Genomic DNA, 13,918 nt, shown 5'->3' on the forward strand with positions numbered 1-13,918 from the left:
CGTTCTGCCCAAACACTAAAGAATTGGCAAAATGAAATATTGAATAGCTTTCGATATAACTATTCAAACGGGTTTTTAGAGGGCATAAACAACTTAACGAAAGTGATGAAACGAAACGCATTTGGCTTTAGAAGCTTTCTTCGTTTTCGAGCAAAGATTTTACTGACACATAAGTATAAAAGAATGGGCACGCATATTGGATAAGGGTGAAGCAAAACTCACTTCACCCCAACAATTGACGTTGAACCAAATATATCTTCAAGGAAATGGGATACTCCCTATCCTTGCAACTGATTCTATATAATATTCGACCATAGATATGGAGGCAATGATATGAAAAAATACAATATACCCGTAGAAGCTTCCTTGGAAGTGATCGGTGGCAAGTGGAAGGTCGTCATCCTCTGTCATTTGATCAAAAGCAAGCGGAGAACAAGTGAACTAAAACGTTTGATGCCTGGAATAACCCAGAAGATGTTGACCCAGCAATTGAGGGAACTTGAAGCAGATGGAGTCATAAACCGGATCATTTATAATCAGGTCCCTCCAAAGGTGGAGTACGAACTGACAGAATACGGATGGTCGTTAAAAGAGCCTCTCGATATGCTATGTGCATGGGGTGAACAGCATATCGAAAAGACCTATCCCGACAAAAGTGAAGTCCTCTTGGAAAGCGAATAAGTTTGAGCTGTACTTACAAAAAGAGTGGGCATCTATGCCCACTCTTTTTGTATTCGTTATTTTTCTAATTGACGCTGGACGGAAGAAAGCTTTCCTTCCATGGTCGTTTGCTTATCCCTGCGGTCATCAATTCTGATATTGGTTGCCACACGCTGGATCCCTTGTTGGAATGGGGATTCGTGAATGTCTTGTATCACTTGGAAAAGAACGGGCAGATCCCCTTCTATAATCGTATTCATGGGAGTAAGCTGGAAGCGGATCTTCCCTTCCTCTTCATATCCCTTAAGGATTCTATGCAGATCCGCAACATATGAACTCACACTGGGAGATTCCGTTCCGATTGGTATAACTGTTACATCGACTATCGCCATTACATATCTGCTCCTTCTTCTTTTAGTAGTTGAACGATACTGGAGTTCTTTAAATTGATTACTTTTTCAAGTTGATTTCCATATAAACACGATTCTCCATCAGGCGAACACTGTATAGGTTCTAAAGGAAGATCATCAAACAGGACCTCTTCCTGTCCGGAATTGGTGTCCCATCCTTTTAAAGAGAAGGTCCCCGCGTACGTATCAAAGGAACCCGGTTCATTGGCAACGAACGTAATCAATCGACCCGTCCCTTCTATCATATCATAATAAGGGATTAACCAATCAGAGTAACGGCTTAAGAGGTCTACTGTAAATTCCGACTGAATTTCTCCGGTAGGATGAATGAACTGATACGTAAACGGCCCTTTTTCTTCCCGTGAAAAGACCGATAACAGAGAATCGTTGAATTGATCGAAATGGATACTATCCTCCACGATCATTTCCTTTTCACCATCGAGGATATTTTGAGCTATCAGGGGAGCCGATACGCTCACTTCATCTTTACTCCAATCCTGATAAAGGACGGAGGATGCTGAATGCCACTGAACAAACGGCTGTTCTACATCAATGGGTTCCATGGTCCTGTCCCCGATATTCATTTCAAAGACCTGAAAGCTCCAATCTTCATTGAAAGTTGTCATTAACAATGTTTCATCATTGAATCGATTCCAGGAATAGGTCAAATCATAGGAAGGAACGTCCTTTTGAAATTGAACTTCCCCTGATTTATTGATGATCGTCAGCTGTGCTGAATAGGATGCCGGAGAGGAATGAATGAGTATTTTTTTCTTATCCGGTGAGAGGCTTGCGCTCACATAGGAGGGTTCTATATCATAAATTTTTTGATTGCTTCCGTCGTACACATTGTAGATATAGAAGGACGTCACACTATCCTCTTCCCGTACAGAAAGGATTTCTGAGTTTGAAAGCCAGCCGACATTTTCTATAAACCCTTCTGCAGGAAGGGTTTTCACCATCATTTCTTTTTTATGGGCCTTTTCTTTCTCTGAGGGGGAAGATTGTGTTTCTTCCGGCTGACATGCCGATAACCACACAATGCACATCATGAAAAATATCAACACGCTTATTTTTTTCTTTTTCATCCTCTTCCCCCTTCTCCTGTATTCCGTATTTATTAGTACGTTTCAAAGACAAAAATGTTTCAATAAGATTAAAAAACATTACAAAAATTCAAAAAAAGTGATGACCAGATGTTCATACACACATCTTTAGGGTCACCACGAGAGGTTGCTATTCATTAGGATGATGATTAATTTTACTCCTGATTTTCATTTTCTACAATAGATATTTATAGAACTTACCAAAAGATTTTTCGAGTATTTTCTTTATTCATACCACCGATAGATTGTTACGAGTAATATACCGAGTACGTCCTGATAGATTTCATCGAATTGTGATAGGGGCAAGGGGTTGATGCCTTTTCCTAATTCAAGGGTGAAGCCTGATCTCTTGAATTCTTTCACAAACCAATCTTTGTATCCAGCGTAACTATCAATGTAACGGACCGATCTATATCCGCTTACTCTGGTGAAATCCCTTGCAAGTTTGGCTGCTTCTGGAGGCTCCAATCCATCGTACCCCCAGTAAAACTCTTTCCCCTGGGTGTGCAGGGCAAGAAGTCGATCGAATTTTTCCTGCCGGGCAAGCTTAGCCATTGCGATGGTCTCAGGTTCTGAGAGTGGCTTATATCCTGGGAAATCTCTTGGAGCAGGTTCTTTCTCATCCTTTCTTTCCTGTTCGACTTCCCATTTGGCAGGAAACTGATTGTTCAGGTCCACCCCTCTAATATTGGCTTTCCAGCCGGTAAAGTCGGAACTTCCCCGATTGAGAGCGATCACTTCCGTCCGTTTATCACCCGGGGGACCGTTCAGAACAAGGTCCACTCCATCCGGATTCACCATGGGAACGAGTGACAACGTCACATCTCTATATATCGGCAGGGTTTGTATTCCCCTAATAAGCTGACTGTTGGTCAAAGAAAGTAAATAATCATTGATGAACTTCATGAGGACAGCTGTGGTGATCCACTCATTCGCATGGAAAGAAGCATTCATATGAACTTTCTTCTTTCCTGTTCCTATCCTTATTTCGATGAGATCTTTTCCACCTACACTTTCGCCTGTGGATCTTAATTTTATAAAAGGATAGATTTCTTTTAAACGTTGGACATCTCCCTCAAATCTTTGTGAACCGTATGCCTGTTTCCCATTGACGATGGGTGAGACCACCCTTGATGGAAGAAAGATAGTCGTTCCTACTTGTAATCCAGTGGGATTGACACCTTCGTTCAATAGAAGTAACGCATCGACACTGATGTTCCGGTTTTGGGCAAGGGACCAAAAAGAATCACCCTGTTTAATCGAATGACTTTCTATCCTGAATCCTGGAAGATGTATCTCTGTACCGATTTTCAATCTATTCGGATCAACGGAAGGATTTGAATCGATGAGCAACTGGATCGGGATATAAAACAGTTGGCTGTAGTACCACAGGGTATCGCCACTGCGTACTTTCACTTTCATGATGGAACCTCCCCATTCATATGTCCTTACTTACATGTATGAATGGTTCATAGATTCATGACAAAAAAAAGCTTGCGAAACCTTTCGCAAGCTTTTACTTTATGATTCATCGTCATCACGATATTCGGTTTCCCCATAAAAGCGGAGCAGATCTCCATAAATGATCTTATCGGAGTATTCCAGCTCATTATTAACACGCTCTTTAAATGGATCACAATACTTCATTTCGGTATTTTCTTCCGTTTCCTTACTCCAGCATTTTTCACCTGCATATACATAGTCTTTCGAGATGAACCGACCGTCACGGAGTATAGCCAGGTCTTCATGTTCTCCTGAGAATAGATCAGAACCAAATTGAATGTCCTTTTTGGTATCGATCCCGAGAAGATGCATGATGGTCGGCTTTAAGTCGATTTGTCCTGAAACCTTGGAAATCGTCTTTCCTTCCTTACCGGGAACGTGGATGATCAGTGGCACCTGTTGAAGCTGTGTGCTTACAAATGGTGTGATGTCCTTCCCGAGATATTGACTCATCGCTTTATTGTGATTCTCTGAAATCCCATAATGGTCTCCATACATTACGATGACGGAATTGTCATACAAACCGGACTCCTTTAAGTCGGCAATAAAGTTCTTCACCGCTTCATCCATGTAACGGACGGTTTGGAAATAACGATTCACCGTACCGTCATTTGAAGTGTAAGGGTCGATCAGCTTATCTTCTTCATCAAGCGTGAAAGGGTAATGGTTCGTTAATGTAATCATCTTCGTACTAAACGGTTGAGGCATTTGTTTCATATGCTCCACAGATTGCTCGAAGAACGGGATATCTTTCATCCCCCAGTTCACTGAGTTTTCTTCTGTCACATCATAATCAGGTAACGAATAATAACGGTCATATCCCAGTGAATCATACATGATGTCACGATTCCAGAAGCTTTTGTTGTTTGCGTGCATAGCCGATGTAAAATACCCGTTTTCTCCAAGTTTTTCCGTCATGGACTCAAATTCATTCCCTGAATGGGTAAAGAAGACCGCTCCACGGTTCAACGGATAAAGGGAGTTGTCCAGGATGAACTCGGAATCGGACGTCTTCCCTTGCTGAGTTTGATGGTAGAATTGATCAAAATAGTAGCTCTCCCCTATGAAATCATTAAGGAAAGGAGTGATTTCCTGGCCATTCACTTCACTGTTGATGACAAAATTCTGCAGTGACTCAAGGGACACGATGATTAAGTTCTTGCCTTTTGCTACCCCGAACATTTCCTTATCGGGCCGGGTGTAACCCGCTCTGACATAATTGTCGATATCCGCCAGTTCACTTCCATCCGCAAGGGCTCTCTGGGCGGAAGATTTGGATTGCAGGAAAAGATCATATACATGATAATTATACGTTCCGATATTCTTGACCAGCATTTCACGGTCAAATGTCCTGGTCAGAAGCTGAGGTCTTTCCGATTCTGCCAATCCCAGGTTAAAGAAAAACAATGCCGTTGCAACGAGGAAATAAGCGCGTCGATTGGCTTTCGAGTAGTTCTGTAAAGAAAACCAGGTGGGTTTCAACTTTATGATGAGAATTAATGCAATCACATCGGTGAAATAGAATAGATCCTTCCAGCCCATGATTGCACTGGCGCTCGTGCCCAGGTCAGAGAAATTGCTTGTTTGAAAGAGGACAGGCAATGTCAAAAAGTCATCGAAGAATCGATAAAACACTACGTTTCCGTACAGGATAAACGAGAGGACGAAGCTTGCAGTGATGATATACCGGGTCCGAAACTTATCCTTTTTAAAAAGCAAGCCCACTCCAAAGATGAATAGTAAGAAACTTACTGGGTTAATGAATAGAATCAGTTCCTGGAGAGCGTTTTCTATCTTTATATCAAAACTGGTTTTGTAGACAATATACGTTTTGATCCAAAGGAACAGTGCTGCGAGAAGGATAAGCGGTACCTTTGGTGCCTTCTTTATATTCATATAATCAACCTCCTTGCTACAAACGGTTCAAGCGTATGTAACAACTTTCATGATTTTAATAGAGAAAAATATGGTGATATCTTGATTCATCTTTATTCTTTATTTACAAAACGTCAAAGGTGGATACATAATGGGGGTGTATAATGGAAGGCCTTATTCTCTTACCCATACTATTAGACGAACGAAACCATTAAAAGTTTCAAAAATTTAGGATAAATTAAAAACGGTCCAATGGTCATTAGGTGTTTTAGACTACTATTTCATGTACAAAAAGAGAACCCTCCATAAAGGAAAGTTCTCTATCGAATATTACTTTAAGGTCAAATCATATTTTGTTCTTGACCAGCCAGGCCGCCCCGATCACACCGGCATCATTACCAAGTGTGGCAATACTTAAGCGTGTTGAAGTACGGACCGTCGGGAATGAAAACTGTTCGAAAAATTTAACGACCGGATTTAATAAGATGTCGCCCGCTTTAGAGACTCCCCCACCAATCACGATCTTTTCAGGGTTCAGCCCATTCCCGAGATTTGCAAGGGATAACCCGAGATAGAAGGCTAATTGATCAATGACTGCCAGGGCAATTCCATCCTGGTTTCTTGCTGCATCAAAGATATCTTTGGCGCTGATTGAGCCGTGTGAATCCCTCATGGACCGAAGAGTTGATTCTTCTCCTGTAGCATCGAGTTTTTCGTTTGCAAGGCGAACGACACCGGTCGCTGAGGCAACGGTCTCAAGACACCCTGTCTTCCCGCAATTACATTGATATCCGCCTTCGGGGACGACAGTGATATGGCCGATTTCACCGCCTGCCCCTTTCACCCCGTGAACGATATCGCCGTTTGTAATCACACCGCCGCCGACGCCCGTTCCTAATGTCACACATACGATATCCTTCGCCCCGTCTCCAGCACCCTTCCACATTTCACCGAGTGCCGCACAGTTTGCATCGTTGTCAATGACTGCATGCAACCCTGTTTCGACTTCAAGCAAATCTTTTAAAGGTGTATTATTCTCCCAGCCTAAATTGACCGCTTCATAAATGATTCCCTTAGCCGTATCGACGGGGCCCGGTGCACCCATTCCGATACCAACCAGTTTATCCTTGCTTTGATCCAATTCCTCGAGCTTTTGATCGATCGCTTTCGCAATATTCACAATGATATTTTTACCGTTATCCGATTTATCAGTGGGGATTTCCCATTTATGTAAGAGCTCACCGTATTTACTCAAGAATGCAATCTTTGTTGTCGTTCCACCTAAGTCGACTCCAACTAACCATTTTTCTGTCAATTTTATCACCTGTCCTGTTTTTCTTTTTCAATTTCTATTTCATGACGCAACAAAAATAAAGCGGTCTGAAAATCCCGGGTATCGATCAGTTGGGATTGATAGAGTTCCTTTAATTCGCCTTCCATCAGTTGCAGGTCGGAAAGACGATGCCCAACATATATAATCGTTCCATAACTTTTGAGTAGTTGTTGGATATCATAAATCGTTTTCATGCCAAACACCTGCTTTCTCTTCTTCCCTTTAAAGTATAAGTGAAAACCGCTTTCTTCTCAATCCTAAACAAACCAGTTCCAACACAAAACAAAAAGAGATTTCCTTAAAGGAATATCCAGTAAGAAAATCTCTTTTCTATCATTTCTAACGATCCGGATCTTTCGGATGCAGAAATCGCGGCCGCCTGTTCTTAAGGGGCATCGGGGAACGCAGGAATACATCCCTGAATGCCCGGAGATTGAATGGAATAAATGGCCACATATATGGAATGCCAAACGAGCTCATTCTTGAGAGCATGATGATCCACAAACATACACCAACTACAAATCCATAAACACCGAATAAAGCCGTGCATATCAATAGGAAGATCCTCACCAGGCGGTTAGCCAGGCTCATCTCATAACTCGGGGTGGAGAATGTTCCAATGGCAGCAATCGCCAGGTAAAGAATGACTTCATTGATGAACAGTCCGACTTCAACAGCAACCTGCCCGATCATCAACGCTGCAACGAGACCAAGGGCGGTTGCCAGGGAAGACGGGGTATGTATGGCGGCCATCCTTAAAATATCGATCCCCACTTCAATGATTAAGAATTGAAGGAATAACGGGACTTCCCCTACATCATTCGGACCAATATAAGCCATGGGTTCCGGCAGCAGCTCCGGGTGGATCGCAAATAAATAATATAGAGGCAGTAAAAAGATCGATGACCATACCGCAATGAACCTTACAAACCGCAGATAAGCCCCTACAGAAGGTTTATTCCTGTATTCCTCCGCATGCTGAAGATGATGCCAAAACGTGGTCGGTGTAATGAGGACACTGGGGGAACCATCCACCATGATGAGAACATGTCCCTCATACAGGTGGGATGCCGCAGTATCAGGTCTTTCCGTGTACCGGACCAGCGGATAGGGATTCCAATGCCGTCCCGCAATGTACTCTTCTAACGTTTTCTCCCCCATGGGAAGGCCGTCAGTATCGATCTTCGAGAGAGCATCCTTGATTTTATGCACCAACTTAGGGTCGGCAATGTCTTCAATATAACTGACAACGATATCCGTCTTGGATCTTCTGCCTATTTGCATGTATTCCATGCGAAGAGAGGGATCGCGCACCCTCCGTCTTGTCAATGCAGTGTTAAATACAATCGTCTCGACATATCCGTCCCTTGAACCCCTTACTACCCGTTCTAAATCAGGCTCCTGAGGCCCTCTGACAGGATACGTCCTTGCATCAATCATAATAACCTTGTCAATACCGTCCACGACAAGGGCTGTCGGACCTGCCAATACTAAATCGATCACCTGATTCAAGTCATCTACTTGTTCAATCTCTATATAAGGAATATACGTCTTTAAAAGCTTTTCTAAAGTATCCTCTTCCAATTGTTCAGAACTGAGTCCAGATAAGAGCTTCATCAGATAATGCATAATATCATCTTTAACGAAGCCATCCACTAAAAACATGGCCATTTTTCTTTCTGCATACTCCAGATCCAATTGAATGACATCAAAGCTCTTGTCCACTGCTAAGGTATCCCTTAAATAATTGGTGTTTTCTTCAATCTGAGTAGAGACAGGCTTTTTCTTTTCATTCGACATTAGCCTTCACTCCCAATACCTTTACATGAATTTCCATCTTTACCATCCTAGACAAAGAAGCCCGAAATCATACATCCTATCATATTCAATTCCATCGATTCATACTATGTAGAAAATGGACAAACCACTGGAGTGAACAAAATGAAGGATAGGCTGAAAGAAGCAATGCCATTTATGGTGCTCATGTGTGTAGTGGCCATGGGCATTCAATTTATTTACAAGCCGCAAACCCGGGAGAGCATTATTTTCTTTCCCATTAATGAAAACGTATCTTATGAATCGGCCACTACGCTTCTGATGCTTGAACCTGAAAAGAAAAATGATCATTATGAAGTGAATTGGAAGGTATCTTCAAAACTTGATGTTCCCGCTTATTTACGTCAGGATGTCGGTTTTTTATATATGAACGGGAGATTGAAAGGGCGGATGAATGAATGGGAACAAGATACAGATCAGATTGTGGAGGAATCGACCATAAAGGGGAAAGAGAGCAGTATTCTCCAAGCAGTAACTTTTCACTATGCTGAAATACATGAATCAGACACAGAGTTCACCAGTGCCCAAAAAATGACCGAAGATACGCTGTACGTGATCGATTCCAATTTCAGCCCATTAAATGCCTTCAGGCAACCGGGGACCGACACAGAAAAAGAATGGAAGAACATATTGGACAAAGTGACGTCCCAACAACTCGATTATTTATGGGAAAAGGCCATCTCCACCATGGGCATCAAGGTCGATGAATACACCCCCATCCCACTGACCAGCCTCCCGATGTTTGATGAGCGTCCCTTGGAAGGCTACACCAGACAGGAATGGGACCGTCTGATCGGAAATCTATGGGAAGGATTATATAAAAACTATTATCTAGGGATTAAAAAAGAGGACGGCTCTGTGGTGGAATCCATCGACAGTGCCATTCCTCTACTATTAGTAAAAAAAGATAAAAAGGAAGTCCTTGTGCTGCTCGTTGATCAATACGGGGAAGCGTCCTTACTCAGACAGCTGATATCTTAATTGTTCCCTTGCAACTTTTTATAAAGTTTCTCATAATTTTCATCCTGCCTATTTAATTCATAGGCTTTTTTTGCATGGATGAGAGCTTCTTCCCTTTCCCCGTTATCGATCAGAATCAACGCAAGATTGTAATGGGCTTCATGAAATCGATCATCTTCCTTTATTGCGGCCGTCAAATGTTTCTTCGCCGGTTCTAATTTATTCTGCTTTATTTCAGCATATGAAAGGTAGAAATAGGTTTGTGCGTTCGGAGATCCTTCTTCTACCACAGGGGTAAGAATATCCACGACTTCCTCCCACTCCTGGTTCGATATTTTTTCCTGGGCGACTCCATTTGCCGTATCGACGTTCCAGGAGGTTGAGTCCCCACCGATTCCATACCACACCAATGTACCTGCAACAAGAATGCTCCCAAGAAGAAACAGGAGCTGACGCACCGGCCGGTTGGCGTTTGGCAGACTGACGATCCCTGCAGCAAGAAAACCTCCAATAAGACCCCCGATATGGCCGGCGTTGTCGATGCCGGGAAGGCTGAATCCCAGGACCAGATTCAATAAGATGACCGCAATGATATTGGTGCCCATGGTGCGGAAGAAAACATTTGGATGTAATACCCCAAAGTACAGGAGAGCACCGAAACAACCAAAGATCGCCCCACTTGCTCCTGCTGAAAGATTGGAGGTAAACAGGAAGCTTGCAAGCGTCCCTGCGACTCCCGACAGCATATAAATGAGAACGAACCTGATGCGTCCGAACATTTTCTCTACTGCCATTCCGAGATAATAAAGGGCCAGTGTGTTCATCAAGAGATGAAGTAATCCTATATGCAGGAAAATCGGTGTGACGAGTCGCCACCACTCTCCTTCTATCATAAGAGGATTATATTTTGCACCGAATTGAATGAGCGTCGCGGGATCCTTACTCCCTCCATTCATTTCAAGAATAAGGAACATGATCACCTGAACCGCAATAAAGAGATAAGTAAAAAACGGCTTCCCTCTTTCAAATAACTGTCTCTCTTTCTGAATTTGCTTAGAGGAAGATGTCATGGTCATATTTTTGATCCAATTCACATTGGCTTCCAACACTTCAGGGGGAAGCTCCCATTCCCCGTCATTGAAAAGTGGATCGGTTCTAAGCTTCTCCACACTTTCATCACCATGAAGCAGAATAGGCTGGATGGTCGTTTTATGACGGTTCACCGTGTCGAGGAATAGACCTGGATCCCCATCGACAGGTGGAAAAGTAGATATGTAGAGATTCTTTATGTGAAGCTGTCTTTTCCTCAGGGATTTCCTGATTTTTTCTCCATTCATGGAGGTCACTTCCAAATCCCTCTTGACCCAGTTACCCCAATCCAAGTCCTTTCGAACGATTCGGACGATGCTTCCTTCTTTCATGCCTGAATTCTCCAACCATATTTCATCCTGGTCGGGGGAAAGGTTCAGGATCCGATAGTGTTTATATTCCACTAAATAGTGGGCTACTTTCCAAAATAAATAATGATATCGTAAATCCACATCATCCACTACTTTCTTTTTACTCTTTTAACCTACCGAAATCATATAAAAATAACGTGCCTCCCCCTACTATACCGAACCTGTTTTTAATGTGTAAACAAAAAAGGCTGCAGGATGGGGTATGGCCCCCCTGCAGCCTTTTTTTGATCAAGAGCGGAATGCGCCTTGAATGAATTTAGAGCGGATACCGGGTATACCCATGGCCGCTCTTACGGCAAATTTGCGAAGTACAAAATTCCCTAATAACAAGTTTAATAAACGATATCGATTCGGAACCAGAAAAAGAACCAAACCGCCGAGCACTAACCATTTTGTCCATCCGTTCATCATGATCCCTCCTGATTATAGTGTGGATCATAACCGATTAGCTTATCCCATAAATTTATCTAAACCTGGTATTTTTTTGCCTGCTACCGATATAGGAGAAGGAGGATCACTCCCGACATTAAGCTTGAAAGGGCATTGACCAGTTCATTATTCATCCAGTAGCCCTTCGTTCTTTCGGTTTGCTGTCCGCAGTGGACAGTGGATTCCGTCTCTATTCCGCACACTCGGCACTTGTAATCCAATTGTACATATGCACCCAGTAATGTATCCAGGAGATTTCCAAGGAACCCGGAAAGTGTGATCACTATAAAGAGCGTGGTATCCATACCATCCAGCATGACCAGGGCTGCCAGTGCGATAAAGGCTGCCCCCAGGACCGCCGCTACGGTACCGGCGGGAGAGACGGCTCCCGAGGTGCCTTTCGGGACTCTCCGGAACGACCTTACGGAAAATGGATGTTTCCGACTCAAAGGACCAATTTCAGAAGCCCAGGTATCTGAATTCGCCCCTGCAACCGATGCAACAAAAGCAAATGTCCACACGTTTTCACCCGTCAAGCTGAACAACAGGGCGAATAGTGCTGCAGGCCCCCCGTTTGCCAATACTTGCTGCCAATCCCGTGTGGACGTCTTAGCAAGCCGGTCCAGGGTCCCGATCTTATCCTTCTTAAATAGATGAGACCATATACTAGATGATAGGAAGAATGCCCCCAATACAAACAAGCCCCGGAAACCAAAAGCAATACCGATGAAAAGACCGACCAACATCGCCATCCAAGCCCCTGATATACTTAAATTCTTTGTCCTCCATCCTCCAATCGCGATGGCGAGGATAAAGAGAAGAAGCGGAAATAATTCAATCTTCACAATCGATCCTTCTCATTTCCGTCAGTATGGTAGAGACCTGCATATCGAAGGATTCAATCGGCAAGTATTCGACCATTTGTTCTTCAAAGGCAAGGGACATGGAAGTTCCTGAATAACCTGAAAGCAGCCGGTCATAATATCCACCACCAAATCCAAGACGGTAACCGGCGGTTGTATAAGATAACCCCGGTACGATCATCAATTCAATGGATTCGTTATGTACAGCAACGGATTTCGCCGGGTCCGGTTCATATAAATTAAAATAAGATTGTTCCAACTGATGAAAATCAGTCAGTTTATAAAAAAACAACTGGCGGGTCTCCGGGAGGCACTTTGGCACGACGACCGTCTTTCCCTCTTCCCAGCCTCTCTTAATGATATTCCAAGTATCAAGTTCCGGAGGCTTTGAAACGGTGACAGATACCGTGCTGCTTTGCTTCCACTCGGGAGACTCAAAAAGGCGCTGTTCTATTTCGAAACATTTTTGTTGAAATGAAATATGACCAATGGATTTTAATACTTGCAGCTGAGATTTACGCTTTTCCTTTTTAGACATATGATCCCTCCATGCTTACTATCCTGCAATTATTTTAATGGATTTCCCGCATAAATGCGACAGACATTACACCACTATTCGGAAAAGGCATTACTATTCAACATAAATCAGAGCCAAATAAAGCATAAAAAAAAGCAGCGGATAAAATCCGGCTGCTTATTTCGTTTCGCGGTGAAGAGTCACACGCTTTAATTTCGGGCAATATTTTTTTAGCTCTAAACGGTCTGGGTTGTTACGCTTGTTCTTAGTAGTAATATAGTTACGCTCACCAGTTTCTGTGCAAGCTAAAGTAATGTTTACACGCATTATAATTTCCCTCCAAACATATACATCTTCTACTATTCATACGACTTTTATATAATATCACTTTTCCCCGGGAAATGCTAGTCCGTTTTTTATTCTATCACTTAAATTTGCAATGTCTTCTTCCATCCCACCTTCAATGGCATATACTTTCCCCTGTTTCACTTCGAAGGGCTTGAAAGAGAAATCCAGCATATATACCATCATATTGAGGCCATTGGTTATGGGATAGTAGTATAAGCTGCCATTCGTTAAGGATTTCTTCCAAAGTTTGAGCCCCTTCAGATTAAGAGGGTAGATGGTTTTCTTTACAGATTCGGCACAGGAAACAATATTGGTGATGGCAACCCGCCTTCGGCTGTAATTCCAGAATGTATCCTCAGACAGGGACAGGACGCCTACTCCATCTTCCTTGCAGGCGAGCCACTCGATGAGAAAGAATACTTTTAGCCGGCAGGTTTCTTTTGACGTATTCTCCATTTCGAATACATAAGATTCACCCCAACCCTCAACCTCTTCCTTCACACTTACTTTAATATCCGTAAGGGAAGAACATTTTTCAGAGTGGATGGGCGTATACTCATTTTTCTTATTCCAGGCTATTCCTTCAATATGAAACGTTCGATTCGGGTTCTCCCTCAT

16 protein-coding genes are annotated in these 13,918 nt (G+C 42.9%); 3 read left to right on the forward strand and 13 right to left on the reverse strand.

Features of this window, described 5'->3' with window-relative positions; translation table 11 throughout:
• Together AM506_RS15635 and AM506_RS15640 are read left to right on the forward strand one after the other, a co-directional pair.
• A partial coding sequence (locus AM506_RS15635) for a transposase (protein WP_160316886.1) occupies nt 1–204 on the forward strand: 204 nt, incomplete at its 5' end.
• Nucleotides 205–333: 129 nt separating this feature from the next.
• Nucleotides 334–681 carry a winged helix-turn-helix transcriptional regulator gene (locus tag AM506_RS15640; RefSeq protein ID WP_060673426.1) on the forward strand — a complete coding sequence of 116 codons (348 nt, stop codon included), beginning with the start codon at nt 334–336 and terminating at the stop codon, nt 679–681.
• Between the two features lie 56 nt (nt 682–737).
• On the opposite strand, the gene AM506_RS15645 is transcribed toward AM506_RS15640, so the two are convergent.
• The 7 genes from AM506_RS15645 to AM506_RS15675 all read right to left on the reverse strand — a co-directional run bounded on the left by AM506_RS15645 (nt 738) and on the right by AM506_RS15675 (nt 8,687).
• Nucleotides 738–1,052, reverse strand: coding sequence for an MTH1187 family thiamine-binding protein (locus tag AM506_RS15645; protein WP_060673427.1), 315 nt, complete (start codon nt 1,050–1,052; stop codon nt 738–740).
• Nucleotides 1,052–2,158 (reverse strand): hypothetical protein, encoded by a 1,107-nt coding sequence (locus AM506_RS15650; protein WP_060673428.1) that lies wholly within the window; start codon nt 2,156–2,158, stop codon nt 1,052–1,054. The genes AM506_RS15645 and AM506_RS15650 overlap by 1 nt, the downstream gene beginning before the upstream one ends.
• A 243-nt stretch (nt 2,159–2,401) precedes the next feature.
• On the reverse strand, nt 2,402–3,598 hold the full coding sequence (locus AM506_RS15655) for a M14 family metallopeptidase (RefSeq protein ID WP_060673429.1): 1,197 nt from the start codon (nt 3,596–3,598) through the stop codon (nt 2,402–2,404).
• Nucleotides 3,599–3,697: 99 nt separating this feature from the next.
• On the reverse strand, nt 3,698–5,575 hold the full coding sequence (locus AM506_RS15660; RefSeq protein ID WP_060673430.1) for an LTA synthase family protein: 1,878 nt from the start codon (nt 5,573–5,575) through the stop codon (nt 3,698–3,700).
• Between the two features lie 325 nt (nt 5,576–5,900).
• Nucleotides 5,901–6,869, reverse strand: coding sequence for an ROK family glucokinase (locus AM506_RS15665; protein ID WP_060673431.1), 969 nt, complete (start codon nt 6,867–6,869; stop codon nt 5,901–5,903).
• A 5-nt stretch (nt 6,870–6,874) separates the two neighbouring features.
• Nucleotides 6,875–7,081, reverse strand: a complete 207-nt coding sequence (locus tag AM506_RS15670) for a YqgQ family protein (RefSeq protein ID WP_060673432.1) — start codon at nt 7,079–7,081, stop codon at nt 6,875–6,877.
• 145 nt (nt 7,082–7,226) lie between these two features.
• Nucleotides 7,227–8,687 carry a spore germination protein gene (locus AM506_RS15675; protein WP_060673433.1) on the reverse strand — a complete coding sequence of 487 codons (1,461 nt, stop codon included), beginning with the start codon at nt 8,685–8,687 and terminating at the stop codon, nt 7,227–7,229.
• Nucleotides 8,688–8,828: 141 nt separating this feature from the next.
• Between AM506_RS15675 and AM506_RS15680 the strand changes: the two genes are divergently transcribed.
• The gene (locus tag AM506_RS15680; protein ID WP_060673434.1) at nt 8,829–9,704 is read left to right on the forward strand and encodes a hypothetical protein; all 876 of its coding nucleotides are present in this window, start codon (nt 8,829–8,831) and stop codon (nt 9,702–9,704) included.
• Here the strand turns inward: AM506_RS15680 and AM506_RS15685 are convergent.
• From AM506_RS15685 to AM506_RS15705, 6 genes are all read right to left on the reverse strand, one after another.
• Nucleotides 9,701–11,224 carry a rhomboid family intramembrane serine protease gene (locus AM506_RS15685; RefSeq protein WP_082386403.1) on the reverse strand — a complete coding sequence of 508 codons (1,524 nt, stop codon included), beginning with the start codon at nt 11,222–11,224 and terminating at the stop codon, nt 9,701–9,703. The two genes, AM506_RS15680 and AM506_RS15685, sit on opposite strands and share 4 nt — an antisense overlap.
• Before the next feature lie 147 nt (nt 11,225–11,371).
• The gene (locus tag AM506_RS15690; protein ID WP_060673436.1) at nt 11,372–11,551 is read right to left on the reverse strand and encodes a hypothetical protein; all 180 of its coding nucleotides are present in this window, start codon (nt 11,549–11,551) and stop codon (nt 11,372–11,374) included.
• An 83-nt stretch (nt 11,552–11,634) separates the two neighbouring features.
• Entirely contained in the window at nt 11,635–12,417 is a 783-nt protein-coding gene (locus AM506_RS15695) for a DUF92 domain-containing protein (RefSeq protein WP_060673437.1), read from the reverse strand.
• Entirely contained in the window at nt 12,407–12,973 is a 567-nt protein-coding gene (locus tag AM506_RS15700; protein WP_060673438.1) for a 5-formyltetrahydrofolate cyclo-ligase, read from the reverse strand. The genes AM506_RS15695 and AM506_RS15700 overlap by 11 nt, the downstream gene beginning before the upstream one ends.
• A 156-nt stretch (nt 12,974–13,129) precedes the next feature.
• On the reverse strand, nt 13,130–13,279 hold the full coding sequence (gene rpmG / locus AM506_RS22240; RefSeq protein ID WP_064091498.1) for a 50S ribosomal protein L33: 150 nt from the start codon (nt 13,277–13,279) through the stop codon (nt 13,130–13,132).
• 57 nt (nt 13,280–13,336) lie between these two features.
• Entirely contained in the window at nt 13,337–13,918 is a 582-nt protein-coding gene (locus AM506_RS15705) for a hypothetical protein (RefSeq protein ID WP_060673439.1), read from the reverse strand.

It is taken from the genome of Rossellomorea vietnamensis (assembly GCF_001305855.1).
Classification (GTDB): Bacteria; Bacillota; Bacilli; order Bacillales; family Bacillaceae_B; genus Rossellomorea; species Rossellomorea vietnamensis_A.